The organism is Bradyrhizobium sp. Cp5.3 (genome assembly GCF_000426265.1).
In the GTDB taxonomy this organism is placed as follows: Bacteria; Pseudomonadota; Alphaproteobacteria; order Rhizobiales; family Xanthobacteraceae; genus Bradyrhizobium; species Bradyrhizobium neotropicale.
Genome location: NZ_AUFA01000002.1, coordinates 154,711 through 170,381 on the forward strand (window position 1 = coordinate 154,711; position 15,671 = coordinate 170,381).

The window sequence follows — 15,671 nt, forward strand, 5'->3', positions numbered from 1 at the left end:
CGGCTACTTGCCCTTGCTCGTAAACTTCTTCACGGCGACGCGAAATTCCTCGGTGTTCATCGCCATGATGATCTTGTGTTCCTCGGCGTCGAGCTGCTGCTTCACCGGCGTGGTGGCAGCCTGGTAGACCAGCGACTTGGTGCCGGCGATCGCTGCCGGCGGGTTCTGCGCCAGGCGCTCGGCAAGCTGCCGCGTGGCCGCCTTAAGCTCGGTCGCGGGAACCACTTTGGCGATAAGGCCCCATTCATGGGCCTGCTGCGCGGTAAAACTGTCCTCGGACAGGAAAATCTGCAGGGCGCGGCGCGATCCGACCGTGCCGACGATGCCGACCGTGCTGCCGCCATCGGGCGACACCCCGATCTTGGCATAGGCCGGCGTGAAGCGGGCATCCTCCGCGGCAATGCAGAGGTCGGTGACGAAGGCGAGGCCCATCCCGGCGCCGGCAGCCGAACCGTGGACGCTCGACAGCGACAGTTTTGGCATGCGTCGAATGGTCTCGATGAAGGTGTGGTAATGCTTCAGCAGTTCGCCGACGACTGGCGTCACCGTGTTGGCTTCGGCGGCGGCGCCGATTGTCTGCAGATCGCCGCCGGCGCAGAAGGCGCGGCCTTCGCCTTCGAGGATGACGACCCTGATCTCGTCCGCACCTTCGATGTACGCCGCGAGCTGCTCGAGCTTCTGCGCAATCGCAAGGTTGATCGAGTTGAACGCGGCGGGACGGTTGAGCGTGATGGTGGCGATCGGGCCGTCGATCCGCAGCAGGGCGGTATCATCGGGACTGGAGACGGGAGCTGACATCGGAAATCCCCGGCAGGAGGTCGTTGGTGCAACTAAATCTCAGAAGGCGAGGGGTGACAATCCCGGTCATGGCGCTTGCATGCCAGGCTGGCGCTCTTGCGCAAGCCGGAACGATGGGGTCAAATGGGGCTGCCTTCGTTTAGGGACGGACACGAGCGCCGGCTCCTCCGGGCGAGGCCAGCAAGCCAAAATCAACGATTGAGGAGACGACATGGCTAACGCTCGTGTCTTGGGAAGAGGGCTGTTCCAATGACTGAAGGTCCGGTGATCATTGTCGGTGCGGGCCATGGCGGCTACCAGGCCGCGGCATCCCTGCGTCAGGCGGGTTTCTCCGACCGCGTTTGCCTGATCAACGACGAGGCCCATCTGCCCTATCAGCGGCCGCCTCTGTCCAAGGCCTATATCAAGGGCTCCGCCGGTCCGGAGAGCCTGATGTTCCGGCCGGAAAAATTCTACCACGACCAGAAGATCGAGCTGATCGCGGGCCGCGCAGTGTCGATCGATCGCGCGAAACGCACGGTCCTGCTCGCGTCGGGCGAAATGCTTGACTACGGCCACCTCGTGCTGGCCACGGGGGCGCGCAACCGGATGCTGGATCTGCCGAACGCGAATCTGCCCGACGTGAAATATCTGCGGATCCTCGACGAGAGCGAGGCGCTGCGAAAGATCATGCCGTCGAAGACGCGCGCCGTGATCATCGGCGCGGGCTTCATCGGCCTCGAATTCGCCTCCACTGCGCGGATCAAGGGGCTGGAGGTCGACGTGATCGAGCTTGCCCCGCGTGTGATGGCGCGCGCGGTGACGGCGGAGGTCTCGGACTATTTTCAGGCGCGGCACCGTGAAGCCGGCATCCGCATTCACCTCGGTGTGCAGGCAACCAGCATCGAGGCGGAGGGTGGCAAGGTCACTGGCGTCAGCCTCAGCGACGGTCGCCACTTGCCGGCGGATCTCGTCGTGGTTGGTGTCGGCGTGCTGCCGAATATCGAGCTCGCGGCGGAGGCAGGGCTGCCGGTCGCCTCCGGCATCATCGTCGACGAACATCTGCTGACGTCCGATCCCAATATTTCCGCGATCGGCGATTGCGCGCTGTTCGCGAGCCCGCGCTTCGGCGGATCGCTGCGGCTCGAGTCGGTGCAGAACGCCACCGATCACGCCCGCTGCGTGGCGGCGCGGCTCACGGGCGACAGCAAACTCTACGATGGCCATCCCTGGTTCTGGAGCGACCAGGGCGACGACAAGCTGCAGATCGCGGGGCTCACGACCGGCTACGACCGCGTCGTGCTGCGTGGCGACCCCGCCGGGAAGGCGTTCTCGGCGTTCTGCTACAAGGGCGACAAGCTGCTCGGCATCGAGTCCATCAACCGCGCCGGCGATCACATGTTCGGCCGCCGCCTGCTCGGCATGGATCGCTCGCTCGCGCCTGAGAAGGCCGCGGATGAAAGCTTCGACCTGAAGAGCGCGCTGGCGTGATCAGCCGGCGTTGACGATGGCGGCAACTTCTGTCGCCGTGGGCATCGAGGGACCCGCGCCCATGCGCTGCACCGAGATCGAGGCGGCCGCGTTGGCGAATGTGAGGGCTGTTGGCAAGGTGGCGCCATCGGCGAGTTGCGCTGCGAGCGCGCCGACGAAGCAGTCGCCGGCGCCGGTCGTATCGACCGCCTTCACCACGCGGCCCGGCACGGCGATCTCTTCGCGCCCGGCAAGCGCCAGTACGCCGCGCTTGCCGAGCGTCACGCAGATCGTCTGGTCCTCGCGCGCTCGCAGCCGCCGCGCGACGTCCATCATGCGCGCCGGCTCGTCGTCTTCCGACAAGTCGACGCCGGCGAGATAGCCGAGCTCGGTCTCGTTGAGCACGAGGATATCGACGAGTTCAAGCAGGTCGCGGCCGAAGGTTTGCGCCGGTGCCGGATTCAGCAGCGTGGTCGCCTGAGCGGACCGTGCCCTTCGGAAGAACGCGGCAATCGTCGGTAAGGGGATCTCGAACTGGCTGACGGCGACGTCGCCCCGCAGCAGCGGCACGACGCTCACATCGTCCGCGCCGACCAGCGCGTTGGTGCCGGGAATGACGACGATCGTGTTGTCGGCCTCCGCCACCGTGATGATGGCCGTGCCGGTATGCGCTGTTGAGGTCTCACTGACATAGCCGAGATCGATGCCCTGATCGCCAAGAAAGGCCTTCAGCTCCGTCCCGAAGGAGTCCTTCCCGAGCCGGCCGATCAGCGTCGTCCGTGCGCCCAGCCGCGATGCCGCGACCGCCTGATTGGCGCCCTTGCCGCCGGGGAAATACAGCACCTGCCGGCCAGCGACGGTCTCGCCGATCCTGGGGTGGCGATCGGCCGTCGCCACCACATCCATGTTGATGCTGCCGGCGACGAAGACGCGCCCCATGCGAGACTCCAGTGACGTCTAGACCCTGACCTCGAACTCGTGCCTGACCTTGGCGATGTCGACAAGGGTCGGCAAGCCGGCCTCGTTGCCGAGGCGCTGGATCTTGAAGGTCGAGGCCGCGCGAGCGAAGTCGAAATGCTCACGCCAGGTTTTGCCGGGATGGGCGAGGTAGGAATAGATATAGGCGCCGTGGAAGACGTCGCCGGCGCCATTGGTGTCGAGCACGCGCTCGCGCGGGATCGGCATCGCCGGCATGGTCTCGACCGTACCGGTCTCGTTGTACCAGAGCAGGCCCTTCTCGCCCATGGTGACGCCGCCGATCCGGCAGCCGCGGCTCTTCAGGTAGTCCAGCATCTGCTCCGGCGTCAGGTCCATCTGCTCGCACAACCGCTCGGCGACGATCGCGACGTCGATGAATTCCAGGAGCTCGTGCGTGTTGGTGCGCAGACCGCCGCCGTCGAGCGAGGTCAGGATGCCGGCCTCGCGGCAGACTTTCGCGTAATGGATCGCGGCGTCGGGCTGGTGGCCGTCGATATGCAGCGCGCGGCAATTGCCGAGATTGAGGATCGGGAAGGGGTGGATGTGGGAGTCGTCGCGGCAGCGGACGATGGCGCGCTTGCCGTCCTTGGGCATGATGAAGGAGAGCGAGGACGTATTCACCTTGCGGCCGTGCAGCGAGATCGCATACTTCGCGCACATGTCCTGGAACATGCGCCCCAGCCAGTCATTGGCGACGGTGGCGATCAGGTCCGGCACGATGCCGAGCTTGGCGCAGCAGAACGCCGCCGTGACCGCGTTGCCGCCGAAGGAGACGGCGTAGTCCGAGGCCACGTGCTTCTCGTCGCCGGTCGGCATGTGGTCCGTGATGAAGACGACGTCGATATAGGTCTGTCCGATAAAGAGGGCCTGCATTGCTTGTCCGTAGTGCGCTGGGTGGTCCCGGCCGGCGGCCTACTTTAGCACCGGTTCCGCTCAGGGGACGCCGAAATTATTCGCAAAGCCGCCGCCCGAAGCGCTTGAGGTGAGCTTTGGGCCGGAATACGACCATGACAGGGCCAACGCAATGCCCAAGCAAAGCCGGAGCGCCGGATTGATGTCCAGTTCCAGGCGCGTCGAATGGGAGGAAAAATGATCACCGGCCTCGATCACGTCGTCGCTCTGGTCAAGGACATCGGTGCGGCCAAGGCGGCATATCAGACGCTGCTGGGACGGGCGCCGGCCTGGCAAAATTCCGGCGATAGCGCCGATCGGGTGCTGTTCACGCTTGCCAACATGACGATCGAGTTGATGGCGCCGAGCGGCTCCAACGTGACCGCCGATCGCATGCGCGCTTTGCTGGAAGACCGCGAAGGGGTGCTCGCAAGCCTGTGCTTTCGTGTCGCCGACATCGGCAAGATGCATCGGCGACTCGAGCGGGTGGCCTTGAGGCCGGATCCGGTCGCCGAGGTCGAAAGCAGCGACGCCGACACCGGTGCGGCCATGCACTGGAAACGCACGCGCGCCGCGACCGAGCTGACGCGCGGCGTGCGCATGTTCTTCCTCGAACTCGCCGAGGAGCGTCGGCTGTCCGCGGCGACCGACGTCGTCCCGATCGATGCGCTCGATCACGTCGTGGTCGCAACCGAGGACTCCGAACGTGCCGCCGCGCTCTACGGCGCGCGGCTCGGCCTCGATCTGGCACTCGACCGCTCGCACCATGACTGGGGCCAACTGATGTTCTTCCGCTGCGGTGACCTCGTCGTCGAGGTGGTGCGGCGGCCGGTCGCCGGCGGCGATTTGATGCACGACAGGCTATGGGGCCTGAGCTGGCGGGTGGCCGACATCGAGGCCACGCGCACCCGCCTGATCTCGGCCGGTCTCGATGTCAGCGAGGTGCGCAACGGCCGCAAGCCCGGCACGCGGGTGATGACGGTCAGGAACGGCACCTGCGGGATCCAGACAATCCTGCTGGAGCGCTCGCCGAAGCCGGCGGAGTGATGCCGGTCTCTCCATTCGTCATTGCGAGCGCAGCGAAATGCCTCTCTTCTTCGTCATTCCGGGGCGTCGCGGAGCGACGAGCCCAGAATCCATTCGTCCACTCACCCTGCCGCACGATGGATTCCGGGCTCGCGCCCGCCCCGGAGAGGCTGTCATCCTTCATTCTCAAACCGTCGCGCGCGTGTTACATGACGTCGTGAGAGCACCCAGCGAGCAACCGGCTTGGCAAAGGCAAAGCGAAATCTGAAATGGCAGCGTGATCCCGAAGGGATGCGGCTGCGCATCCTCGAGGCTGCCAAGCAGGAGTTTTCGGCCCACGGGCTTGCCGGCGCGCGTGTCGACCGCATCGCAGCCAAGGCCGGCGCCAACAAGCGCATGCTCTATTACCATGTCGGCAACAAGGACGATCTCTATCTCGCGGTGCTCGAAGGCGCCTACGACAAGATCCGCAGCGAGGAACGGGGGCTCGATCTCGAACATCTCGATCCGCCCGAGGCGATCCAACGTCTGATCGAATTCACTTGGAACTATTTTCTGCGCAATCCTGAATTCCTGTCGCTGCTCCAGACCGAGAACCTCGCGCGGGCGAAGCACCTGAAGCGCTCGACCAAGGTCAAGTCGATGCATTCGCCCTTCGTCGAGATGATCCGCACCGTGGTCCGGCGCGGCGTCGACAGCGGAGACTTCCAGGTCGCGGTCGATCCGGTGCAATTGTACATCTCGATCGCGGGGCTGTGCTTCTTCTATCTCTCGAACTCCGCCACCCTGAGCGTGATCTTCGGCCGCGACCTGCTCGCCAAGGACGCCAAGGATGAGCGGCTTGCCCACATGGTCGGCCTCGTTCTGGCCGCGCTGACGGGCCGGTCGGCGGAGCTGCTCGAGATCGTCAAGGCGCCGAAGTCGCGCGCCGCCGTGGCGCAGACGGCTTAGCGGTGTAGCCGCGTACTGGCGGACCGATTGTCTGCCGTTTCCGCAATCTCAGTTGTCGTCGCCAGACTTGATCGGGCGATCCAGTATTCCAGAGACGCTGAGGAGGTACGGAGAAGCCGCGGCGTACTGGATCCCCCGCTTTCGCGGGGGATGACACCGAAGATGTGGCACGACGGCCCGCTACCTCACCGCCAACTCGAGTTTTGAAGGCTAGGAACCATCGCGCAAAACGTCACAGGGAAAGCGCTGGACAGTATTTATCCAACGGGTTAATTTCTCGCCCGAACGAAAAAGAACGCCGGGAGTGAGACGTGGCTGAGCCGAAGCCGCAAGGTGCGGTGTCCAAGATGCTGAATGCGGCCTGGGTGCGGCCGCTCTTGTTCCTGGTCTTCATCGTCGTGGCCTGGGACCTCGCGATCCGGCTGTTCAAGATCCCCGCCTATCAGATTCCGGCCCCGGCCGACGTCGTGGCCGTACTGCGCACCGATTGGCCCGAGCTGCTGCGCCAGTCCTGGCCCACCACCTACGCGACCATTTGGGGCTTCGTGCTCTCCGCATTGTTCGGCATTCCCGTGGCGATGCTGATCGCGGGGTCCAAGACGGTGGAGAGCTACGTCTATCCGCTGCTGGTATTCTCTCAATCCGTGCCGAAGATCGCGATCGCGCCGCTGTTCGTGGTCTGGTTCGGCTTCGGCATCCTGCCGAAGGTGATCTCGGCCTTCCTGCTCGGGTTCTTCCCCGTGGTGGTCTCGGCCGTGCAGGGCTTCAAGTCGGTCGATCCCGACATGGTCGATCTCGCCCGCGCCATGCAGGGCAGCCGGTTGCAGGTGTTCTGCGCGGTGAACCTGCCGCATGCGCTGCCGGCGATCTTCTCGGGACTCAAGGTGTCGGTGACGCTCGCCGTGGTCGGCGCCGTCGTCGGCGAGTTCGTCGGCTCCAATTCCGGCATCGGCTACGTGATGCAGCGCTCGATCGGAACGTTCGATCTGCCGACGATGTTCGCGGCCCTCGTGATCCTGGCGCTGCTCGGCGTCATTCTGTTCTGGATCGTGGATCGCATCGAGAAGCTGGTCATTCCCTGGCATGTCAGCCAGCGCGAGGACGTGATTTTCGCCTCTTAGAGCATGATCCGGACCCGGAGGGCCGCGTCAGCGCAAAGTGTGCAGCGGTTTTCCGATAAGATCATGCTCAAACAAAAACTAAAGCAACGAACGGTCACCAACGGCCGAAAGCAACAAGCACAACGGAGAGAGTAGCGATGAAGCGGTGGATAGGAGCTGTCTCGGCGGCGCTGATGGCGCTTTCGGTTGTGCCGGCGCAGGCGGCCGACAGGGTCGTGCTGATGCTGAACTGGTACGTCTATGGCGAGCACGCGCCGTTCTATTACGGCAAGGCCAAGGGCATCTATGCGGCCGAGGGCATCGACCTCGAGATCCAGGAAGGCCGCGGCTCTGCCGCGACCACGCAGGCCGTTGCCGCCAAGACCGCCGACTTCGGCTATGTCGACGTTCCCACCATGATGCGCGCCGCGATCAAGGGCGCGCCGGTGATCGCGACTGGCGTGTTGCTCCAGACCAGCCCGATGTCCGCCATGGGCTTCGCCGACAAGAACATCAAGAAGCCCGAGGATATCAAGGGCAGAACGGTGGCGATCACGCCCGCCGACTCCATGACCCAGATCTGGCCGCTGTTCCTGAAGAAAACCGGGCTGAAGGAGAGCGACTTCCACACCGTCGCCGGCGACGGCCAGACCAAGCTCAACGCCGTCATCAACGGCCAGGCCGATCTCCTGCTCGGCTACGTCATGGACCAGTCGATGAAGATCAAGGATGCCACCGGCAAGGACGTCTATCCGATCAAGTTCGCCGACTACGGCATCAACATGGTGTCGTCGGGCATCATCGCCAATTCCGACTATGTGAAGGCCAATGCCGATCTCGTCCGCCGCTTCATGTCGGCGACGACGAAGGCGGTGGAAGCCGCCGAGAAGGAGCCGAAAGCGGCGGCGCAGTCGATCCTCGATGCCAACCCGAAGGGCGGCAAGATCGACACGCTGACGCAGGGTTTTGAGCTGACCATCCCGCTCTACCGGACGGCGGAGACCAAGAGCAAGCGGCCGTTCCAGGTCACCGACCAGAACATGACCGACTCCGTCAATCTGATGGTCGAATATGGCGGGCTCGATGCCAAGGCCAAGGAGAACCCGAAGGCCTTCTACACCAACGATTACCTGCCGAAGGGCAACTCGTGAAACCAGCGACAAGACCGAGTGATGACTTGCAACCGGCCGCGCATCTGAGACTGGTGAGCGACCGGGCGGGGAGCGAAGCGTCGGGCATCAAGCTGTCCGGCGTGTCGAAAACCTATCGGACGCGCGACGGCGATGTGCCGTCGCTGCGGCCGCTGGATTTTCACATCAATGACGGCGAGTTCTTCGTCGTGGTCGGCCCCTCCGGCTGCGGCAAGTCCACGCTGCTCAAGCTGATCTCCGGCCTGTTGCCGCCGACCACCGGCGAGATCCTGGTCGAGGGCGAGAAGGTGACGACGCCGCACGGCAATGTCGGCATCGTCTTTCAGAATGCGCTGCTTCTGCCCTGGCGCAACATCATCTCAAACGTGATGCTGCCGATCGACATGAAGCGGCTGCCGCGGGCCGAATATCTCGCCCGAGCCAAGGAGCTCTTGAAGCTGGTCGGTCTCGAAGGGTTCGAGAAGAAGTTGCCCTGGCAGCTCTCCGGCGGCATGCAGCAGCGCGCCTCGATCTGCCGCGCACTGGTGCACGATCCCAAGATCATGCTGATGGATGAGCCCTTCGGCGCGCTGGACGCGCTGACGCGCGAGCGCATGAATGTCGAGCTGATGCGGATCCAGCGTGAAACGAAGAAGACGGTGCTCCTCATCACGCACTCGATTCCGGAGGCCGTGTTCCTCGCCGACCGCGTGCTGGTCATGACCGAGCGGCCCGGTGCGGTCGCCGCGATCTACGATGTGCCGCTGCCGCGCCCGCGCTCGCTCGACGTGATGGCCGACCCGGTCTTCACCGAGCTCGTGCAGCGCATCCGCAAGCATTTTTTCTCGCAGGGTTCGCTGGACTAGAGCCATGCCTGTGCGCCTGAAGCTGCGAGACATCGCGTTCTTTGAACGGCCCGTGCGTTTCGCACGGCCGTTCCGCTTCGGCGCCATCACGATCCACGCGACCCCGCAGCTCTTCGTGGGGGTCGAGATCGAGGTCGAGGGCAAGGGCGTTGCGATCGGCGCCAGCGCCGAGCTGCTGGTGCCAAAGTGGTTCGACAAGCGGCCGGAGCTGTCGCCGGTGCAGACGGTCGACGGGCTCCGGCGTTCACTTGCGATCGCACGTGATCTCTATCTGGCGCAGACCGGCTTTGACACCGCCTTCGGGCTGCATGCTGCCTGCATCGGTGCGCAGGTCGTCGCCTGCACGCAGGAGAACATCCCGCCGCTCGCGGCCGGCTATGGGCCAGCCGAGATCGACAAGGCCATTCTCGATGCATTGCTGCGCGCCGCTGATACGAATTTCTTCGACGGCATGGCGGGCAACGTCGCCGGTATCGATGCGCGCTTGTCGTCTGATCTGCAGGACTCCGACATCGCGCAGTTTCTTGCGAAGCGGACGCCGCTGCCGCGCGTCGCGGTCCGTCACACCGTAGGTCTCGACGACATTGTCGAAGGCGAGGGCGGTGTCGCCGACGCCCGGGAGAATGCCGGTGCGCGGTATTTCAAGCTGAAGCTGTCGGGCGACCCAATGGCCGATGCGGCAAGGTTGGCGCGCATCGGCAAGGAGCTCGATACGCTGGGGCATGACTACAAGGTGACGCTCGACGCGAACGAGCAGTACGCCGATCTGGCCGCGCTGCGTGCACTGATCGACCGGCTCGATCGTGACGTCGCACTGCGATCGATCTCATCGCGCCTGCTCTATGTTGAGCAGCCGATGCTGCGCGATATCACGCGGCAGTCGCCGCTCGGGTCGCTCGCGGCGCGTGGCTTCATCATCGATGAGGCCGACGATTCCTATGACGCGTTTCCGGCCGCGCGAGCGCTCGGCTATCGCGGCATTTCCTCGAAATCCTGCAAGGGGCTCTACAAGTCCGTCGTCAACGCGACGCGCGCCGCAAAGTGGAGTGTTGGCGGAGAGACGTTCTTCGTGACCGGCGAGGACCTGACCTGCCAGGCCGGACTTGCCGTGCAGCAGGACCTCGCGCTGGGCGCCCTGATCGGCGTCACGCATGCCGAGCGCAACGGCCATCATTATGTCGACGGCTTCGGTGAGGCGCCTGCCGCTGAAGCTCAGGCCTTCGCAAAGGCCCATCCCGATCTCTACGCCGACAGCGGGCAAGGCGTCCGGCTCTCCATTCACGACGGCGATCTCCTCACGGGATCGCTGACCGCAACGGGCTTTGCGACGTCGGTCCATCCGGACTGGTCGGCGCTACGCCCGCTCGAACAGCCAAAATCACGTCAGGAGCAATTGGCATGACCACACAACGCCTCGGCCTCATCATGAACGGCATCACCGGCCGCATGGGGCTCAACCAGCATCTGATCCGCTCGATCGTCGCGATCCGCGACCAGGGGGGCGTCAGGCTGAAGAACGGCGATCGCGTGATGCCCGATCCGATCCTGGTCGGCCGCAGCGCCGACAAGGTCGAGCGGCTGGCCAGGCAGTTCAACATTACGCGCTGGACCACGGACCTCGATGCCGCGCTCGCGGACAAGAACGACACCATGTTCTTCGACGCCGCGACCACGCAGGCGCGGCCCGGCCTTCTGTCCCGCGCGATCAACGCCGGCAAGCACGTCTATTGCGAGAAGCCGATTGCGACCAACTTCGAAGAGGCTGTCGAGGTGGTCAAACTCGCCAACGCCAAGGGCGTCAAGCACGGCACGGTGCAGGACAAGCTGTTCCTGCCCGGCCTGAAGAAGATCGCCTTCCTGCGCGACTCCGGCTTCTTCGGCCGCATCCTCTCGGTGCGCGGCGAGTTCGGCTATTGGGTGTTCGAGGGCGGCTGGCAGGAGGCGCAGCGGCCATCATGGAACTACCGCAGCGAGGACGGCGGCGGCATCATTCTCGACATGGTCTGCCACTGGCGCTACGTGCTCGACAACCTTTTCGGCGACGTCGAGAGCGTGGTCTGCATCGGCAACACCGACATTCCCGAGCGCTTTGATGAGCAGGGGGAAAAGTACAAGGCGACCGCCGACGATTCCGCCTATGCGACGTTCCAGCTCAAGGGCGGTATCATCGCCCACATCAACATGTCCTGGGTGACGCGCGTCTATCGCGACGACCTCGTCACCTTTCAGGTCGACGGCACGCTCGGCTCGGCCGTTGCGGGCCTTTCCGACTGCATGATCCAGGCGCGGCAGGCGACGCCCCGTCCGGTCTGGAATCCCGACGAGAAGCGGCTGCACGATTTCTACGGCGATTGGCAGAAGCTGCCGGACAATGTCACCTACGACAACGGCTTCAAGGAGCAGTGGGAGATGTTCATCCGCCATGTCTATGAAGACGCGCCGTACAAGTTTACGCTGCTCGAAGGCGCCAAGGGCGTGCAGCTCGCCGAATGCGCGCTGAAGAGCTGGAAGGAGCGGCGCTGGGTCGACGTCGCGCCGGTCAAGGTCTGAGGAGGCCGACATGAACAAGCCTGTCCAGCCGATGTCATCGCTCTCACTGCAACTGCCGAAGGCCGACCGCTCGATCGAGACCTACCGGCTCGCTGCCTCCCGGAGCTTCCCGGCGAAGCTCGAGGGCACGCTGAACCGCATCGCGTTCTCGGCCGTGCATACGGTGGCCGATCCTTTCGCGGACAACGATCCCTGGCTCTCGGTGTCCGTCGACTGGGACAAGACCATCGCCTTCCGCGAGCATGTCTGGGACCTCGGTCTCGGCGTCGCGGAGGCCATGGACACCGCGCAGCGCGGCATGGGGCTGGACTGGCCGACCTCACTGGAGCTGATCACGCGTTCGGTCGCAGCCGCAAAGCAGCGCAACGCGCTGGTGTTCTCCGGCGCGGGCACGGATCATCTCGCGGTCGAGGATGCCAAGAGCCTCGATGACGTGATCCGCGCCTATGAAGAGCAGATCTCCGCGGTCGAGAAGGTCGGCGGCCGCATCATCCTGATGGCCTCGCGCGCGCTCGCCAAGCTCGGCCGCAACGCCGATGACTATGCAAAAGTCTATGACCGTGTGCTCTCGCAGGTCCGCGAGCCCGTGATCATCCACTGGCTCGGCGATATGTTCGATCCGGCGCTGACGGGATATTGGGGCACCAAGGATCTCGACAAGGCGATGGGCACGGCGGTCGCCATCATCAACGGCAACGCCGCCAAGGTCGACGGCGTCAAGGTCTCGCTGCTCGACAAGCAGCGCGAGATCGAGATGCGCCGTCGCCTCGACAAGCGCATCAAGATGTACACCGGCGACGACTTCAACTACGCGGAGCTGATCGCCGGCGACGAACACGGCTTTTCGCACGCGCTGCTCGGCATCTTCGATGCCATCGCGCCGGCGGCCTCCTACGCGCTATCGCGGCTTGCGGTCGGCGACGAGGCCGGCTTCCACGACGTGCTGGGGCCGACCGTGCCGCTGTCGCGCCACATCTTCAAGGCGCCGACGCGCTTCTACAAGACCGGTGTGGTCTTGATGGCCTACCTGAACGGCCACCAGGATCACTTCACCATGGTCGGCGGCCAGGAGAGCGCGCGGTCGATGCTGCATCTGGCCGAGCTGTTCCGCCTCGCGGATCAAGCCGGCTTGCTCGCCAATCCCGAACTTGCGACGCGGCGGATGAAGACCGTGCTGGCCTCGCACGGACTAGAATCCTGATGCGTGATTTTTCGTCTGACCATCGCTGGCTGTCGCTGAACACGGCGACAGTCCGCAAGCAGGGTGATCTCGTTCAGATCGTTGAGGCCTGTGCAAGGCATGGCATCGGCGCTATCGATCCCTGGCGGGACCAGGTCGCGGCCGTCGGGCTTCACCGCGCCGTGCGCGCAGTACGCGATGCTGGTCTGGAACTCTCGGGCTATTGCCGCGGAGGCATGTTCACCTCCGACGCTGCGCGCTGGACCGAAGTGCGCGACGACAATCGGCGCTGTGTCGACGAAGCCAAGGCGCTGGGCGCCTCCTGTATCGTGCTCGTCGTTGGCGGCCTGCCGCAATATTCGCGGCCGGGCAGCGCCGCGTCGAAGGATATTTCGGCGGCGCGGGGACAGGTCGAGGATGGCTTGGCCGAGATGCTCGATTACGCCAGGCAGGCGGAACTGCCGCTGGCGATCGAGCCTCTGCATCCGGCCTATGCGGCCGATCGCGCCTGCGTGAACACGACCAAGCAGGCGCTGGATATTTGCGACCGGCTCGATCCCAGCCGCAGCGGCATGCTCGGCGTCGCGCTTGATGTCTATCACATCTGGTGGGATCCGGAGCTGATGGGCCAGATCGCGCGCGCCGGCAAGGATCGCCTGCTGGCGTTTCATGTCTGCGACTGGCTGGTGCCGACCAAGGACATCCTCAACGATCGAGGCATGATGGGTGACGGCGTGATCGACATCAAGTCGGTGCGCGCGGCCGTCGAGGCGCAAGGCTATGCTGGTTATTCGGAGATCGAGATATTCTCCAACGACTGGTGGGGCAAGCCGATGGACGAGGTGCTGCGCACCTGCATCGAGCGGCACCGAAGCGTGGTTTAGGATCGGCATCTCAAACAATGCTGCTGGCGGTCACTGGCTTGCGGTCTGCGGCAGCGTGTTGAAGCGCGCTTTCTGCTCGCTGCTCAGCGTCGCGTAGAACTCGTCCAATGCCGGCTGCACCCGATTAGCTGCCTCCAGCATGGCCTCGAGCCGCTTCTGCATCGCTTCGAGTCGCCCCACCGGGGTCAGCGGCACCTCATCCGGGCAGGCTGCCTGCAGGGCCTTAACTGCCTGATTGGTCGCATCGCCCAATCGCTCGAGCGCGTCCTTCTGCTTGCCCGCCGGATGTATTGCCGCCTCGATCCGTTCGATCGGGAGCTGCGTCAGGCTGGATTTCGGATCGCCGCAGCTTTCGGGCTGAGCATTCGCCTCCTGCTGCTGCGACTGCTGTTGCGAGCGCTCGCCGATATTGGGACCGAGCGCGTTGAAACGCGCCTGCTGCTCATCGCTGAGTGAACCATAGAATTTTTCGAGCGCCGGCCGCACGATCTTCACCGCCTCGAGCGTGGCGCTGACGCGGTTCGTCATCGCACGCAAGCGGCCGGGCGGCGTCAGAGCATACGAATCATTGCAGGATTGCTTGAACGCATCGGCGGCCTGTGCCGCGGCGGCCTTCAAGTCGTCGAGCAGGGTACGCTGCTCGGGCGTCGGCCGTACTGCCTGGGTGATCGACGCGAACGGCCACGCGGTCACGCCCTTGTCCGGAGCGTCACACAATTGCCGCACCGTCTGCTGGCTTACGCTGGCGCTCCGGCGCGCGCGGTAGCTGCCACCGGCTTGCGGATAGTCATACGGGTTGATGCTGGCATAGGCGGAATAGGCGCCATCCCCGCCCCAGAACACGGTGTCGACGAAGTCGTCGTAGGCATAGGCCCAATAGCCGGGGTCGTACGCGTAGGACCAGAACGTGTAGTCGAAAATATCGGAATAGGCGTACGGCCAGAACACCGGCCCAAGCCAGGCCACGAAGACCGCAGGATGACGGTGCCGCCAAGCCTGCCGGGGAGCCCAGCCGCTCTGGCGGGTGATGAGTGCCGCTTGGCTTTGCGGAGTGGCGTGCTCGCGGAATCGTTCCGTAAATCGCCCGCGCTCGGCGGCCCGCGCGGCGACGGCAGTGGCCGCGGCGGCTCGGCCAACTGTCGTTGGCTCGGGTCCCAACCGCTGCAGGCGCGCCTGATCGCGCTGCTGCATGCTCTGCTCGCGCTGCAGCAGGTGATTCTGTGTCTGCAGCGCTCGCTCCTGTGCATGCTGCGCCCGCCGGCCTTCCGGCTTGCTCGACTGCAATTGCTGCACACGTTGTTGCAGCCGGTCGATGCGGGTCTGACGTTCCGCGCTCTGGCGTGTCAGCGCGTCGCGCTGATGTTGCTGCGTGATCTGCTGGCGCTGCTGGATCTGTTGCTGATGCTGTTGCGCTCGCTGTTCGATCCGCTCCTGTCGCGACGGCCGTGCGCTGATGGCTGGTGGCGCGCTGGGGCGCGAGGGGGCTGCGATATGCGGCGTCCGCTGCGGTGCCATGGCCGGACGCTGCGGTGCCGCCGGCGCCCGATGGATCTCAGGCCGCGGTGCCGCCACGTGCGGGGCCGCTCGCGGCGGTGGTGCGGCGAAGTGTGGGGCCGGACGCGGCGGTGGCGAAGCGAAGTGGGGCACCGGATGCGGCGCCATGGCCGGTCGCTGCGGCATGGCCGGTGGATGGAATGCCGGTGCGGCGGGACGCGACATCGCTGGCGGCGCCGCCGGACGGGCCATCGCCGGTGGCGCTGCCGGTCGGGCAGCGGGTCCCGGTGGTCCACCTCTTCCATGTTGCTGGGCGTGCACGCCGACATTCGCCGCCAGCATGAAGACGCCAACCAGGAAAGCCGTAAGACAAA

15 protein-coding genes are annotated in these 15,671 nt (G+C 64.9%); 10 read left to right on the forward strand and 5 right to left on the reverse strand.

From position 1 onward, the window contains the following. Positions 1 to 3: 3 nt before the first annotated feature. Complete coding sequence (locus K289_RS0103770; RefSeq protein ID WP_027550252.1) at positions 4 to 798, reverse strand: enoyl-CoA hydratase/isomerase family protein; 795 nt, start codon at positions 796 to 798, stop codon at positions 4 to 6. Positions 799 to 1,047: 249 nt separating this feature from the next. Here K289_RS0103770 and K289_RS0103775 point away from each other — a divergent pair, with 249 nt between their 5' ends. Continuing rightward, a complete protein-coding gene (locus K289_RS0103775; RefSeq protein WP_027550253.1) occupies positions 1,048 to 2,268 on the forward strand; it encodes an NAD(P)/FAD-dependent oxidoreductase in 1,221 nt (406 codons plus the stop codon). Here K289_RS0103775 and K289_RS0103780 read toward each other — a convergent pair whose 3' ends face one another. The 3 genes from K289_RS0103780 to K289_RS50160 are packed head-to-tail and all read right to left on the reverse strand — an operon-like array spanning position 2,269 to position 4,335. Then, positions 2,269 to 3,186: a ribokinase gene (locus K289_RS0103780; RefSeq protein ID WP_027550254.1), complete on the reverse strand. Its 918-nt coding sequence runs from the start codon at positions 3,184 to 3,186 to the stop codon at positions 2,269 to 2,271. A gap of 18 nt (positions 3,187 to 3,204) precedes the next feature. Then, on the reverse strand, positions 3,205 to 4,098 hold the full coding sequence (locus tag K289_RS0103785) for a sugar kinase (RefSeq protein ID WP_027550255.1): 894 nt from the start codon (positions 4,096 to 4,098) through the stop codon (positions 3,205 to 3,207). A gap of 60 nt (positions 4,099 to 4,158) precedes the next feature. Then, positions 4,159 to 4,335, reverse strand: coding sequence for a hypothetical protein (locus tag K289_RS50160; protein ID WP_156917783.1), 177 nt, complete (start codon positions 4,333 to 4,335; stop codon positions 4,159 to 4,161). Between K289_RS50160 and K289_RS0103790 the strand changes: the two genes are divergently transcribed. The 9 genes from K289_RS0103790 to K289_RS0103830 all read left to right on the forward strand — a co-directional run bounded on the left by K289_RS0103790 (position 4,315) and on the right by K289_RS0103830 (position 13,803). Further along, positions 4,315 to 5,163: a VOC family protein gene (locus K289_RS0103790; protein ID WP_027550256.1), complete on the forward strand. Its 849-nt coding sequence runs from the start codon at positions 4,315 to 4,317 to the stop codon at positions 5,161 to 5,163. The genes K289_RS50160 and K289_RS0103790 overlap by 21 nt on opposite strands. 222 nt (positions 5,164 to 5,385) lie before the next feature. Continuing rightward, positions 5,386 to 6,093: a TetR/AcrR family transcriptional regulator gene (locus K289_RS0103795; RefSeq protein ID WP_198024656.1), complete on the forward strand. Its 708-nt coding sequence runs from the start codon at positions 5,386 to 5,388 to the stop codon at positions 6,091 to 6,093. A gap of 311 nt (positions 6,094 to 6,404) precedes the next feature. Continuing rightward, positions 6,405 to 7,214, forward strand: a complete 810-nt coding sequence (locus K289_RS0103800; protein WP_027550258.1) for an ABC transporter permease — start codon at positions 6,405 to 6,407, stop codon at positions 7,212 to 7,214. A 137-nt stretch (positions 7,215 to 7,351) separates the two neighbouring features. Further along, entirely contained in the window at positions 7,352 to 8,344 is a 993-nt protein-coding gene (locus K289_RS0103805) for an ABC transporter substrate-binding protein (RefSeq protein ID WP_027550259.1), read from the forward strand. Beyond that, entirely contained in the window at positions 8,341 to 9,189 is an 849-nt protein-coding gene (locus K289_RS0103810; RefSeq protein WP_027550260.1) for an ABC transporter ATP-binding protein, read from the forward strand. Before K289_RS0103805 ends, K289_RS0103810 begins: the two co-directional genes overlap by 4 nt. A 4-nt stretch (positions 9,190 to 9,193) precedes the next feature. Continuing rightward, entirely contained in the window at positions 9,194 to 10,591 is a 1,398-nt protein-coding gene (locus K289_RS0103815) for a hypothetical protein (protein WP_027550261.1), read from the forward strand. Continuing rightward, positions 10,588 to 11,739: a Gfo/Idh/MocA family protein gene (locus K289_RS0103820; RefSeq protein ID WP_027550262.1), complete on the forward strand. Its 1,152-nt coding sequence runs from the start codon at positions 10,588 to 10,590 to the stop codon at positions 11,737 to 11,739. Before K289_RS0103815 ends, K289_RS0103820 begins: the two co-directional genes overlap by 4 nt. Before the next feature lie 10 nt (positions 11,740 to 11,749). Further along, positions 11,750 to 12,940: a dihydrodipicolinate synthase family protein gene (locus tag K289_RS0103825; protein ID WP_027550263.1), complete on the forward strand. Its 1,191-nt coding sequence runs from the start codon at positions 11,750 to 11,752 to the stop codon at positions 12,938 to 12,940. Next, complete coding sequence (locus K289_RS0103830; protein WP_027550264.1) at positions 12,940 to 13,803, forward strand: sugar phosphate isomerase/epimerase; 864 nt, start codon at positions 12,940 to 12,942, stop codon at positions 13,801 to 13,803. The genes K289_RS0103825 and K289_RS0103830 overlap by 1 nt, the downstream gene beginning before the upstream one ends. Before the next feature lie 30 nt (positions 13,804 to 13,833). Here K289_RS0103830 and K289_RS0103835 read toward each other — a convergent pair whose 3' ends face one another. After that, a complete protein-coding gene (locus tag K289_RS0103835) occupies positions 13,834 to 15,318 on the reverse strand; it encodes a Spy/CpxP family protein refolding chaperone (protein WP_027550265.1) in 1,485 nt (494 codons plus the stop codon). Positions 15,319 to 15,671 lie beyond the last annotated feature (353 nt).

Bases quoted from the DNA above. Each gene is read 5' to 3' on its own strand.
- K289_RS0103775 (WP_027550253.1), top strand. From the start codon at position 1,048: ATGACTGAAGGTCCGGTGATCATTGTCGGTGCGGGCCATGGCGGCTAC.
- K289_RS0103780 (WP_027550254.1), bottom strand. From the start codon at position 3,186: ATGGGGCGCGTCTTCGTCGCCGGCAGCATCAACATGGATGTGGTGGCG.
- K289_RS0103815 (WP_027550261.1), top strand. From the start codon at position 9,194: ATGCCTGTGCGCCTGAAGCTGCGAGACATCGCGTTCTTTGAACGGCCC.
- K289_RS0103770 (WP_027550252.1), bottom strand. From the start codon at position 798: ATGTCAGCTCCCGTCTCCAGTCCCGATGATACCGCCCTGCTGCGGATC.
- K289_RS0103805 (WP_027550259.1), top strand. From the start codon at position 7,352: ATGAAGCGGTGGATAGGAGCTGTCTCGGCGGCGCTGATGGCGCTTTCG.
- K289_RS0103830 (WP_027550264.1), top strand. From the start codon at position 12,940: ATGCGTGATTTTTCGTCTGACCATCGCTGGCTGTCGCTGAACACGGCG.
- K289_RS0103825 (WP_027550263.1), top strand. From the start codon at position 11,750: ATGAACAAGCCTGTCCAGCCGATGTCATCGCTCTCACTGCAACTGCCG.
- K289_RS0103820 (WP_027550262.1), top strand. From the start codon at position 10,588: ATGACCACACAACGCCTCGGCCTCATCATGAACGGCATCACCGGCCGC.
- K289_RS0103790 (WP_027550256.1), top strand. From the start codon at position 4,315: ATGATCACCGGCCTCGATCACGTCGTCGCTCTGGTCAAGGACATCGGT.
- K289_RS0103835 (WP_027550265.1), bottom strand. From the start codon at position 15,318: ATGGCACCGCAGCGGACGCCGCATATCGCAGCCCCCTCGCGCCCCAGC.
- K289_RS0103785 (WP_027550255.1), bottom strand. From the start codon at position 4,098: ATGCAGGCCCTCTTTATCGGACAGACCTATATCGACGTCGTCTTCATC.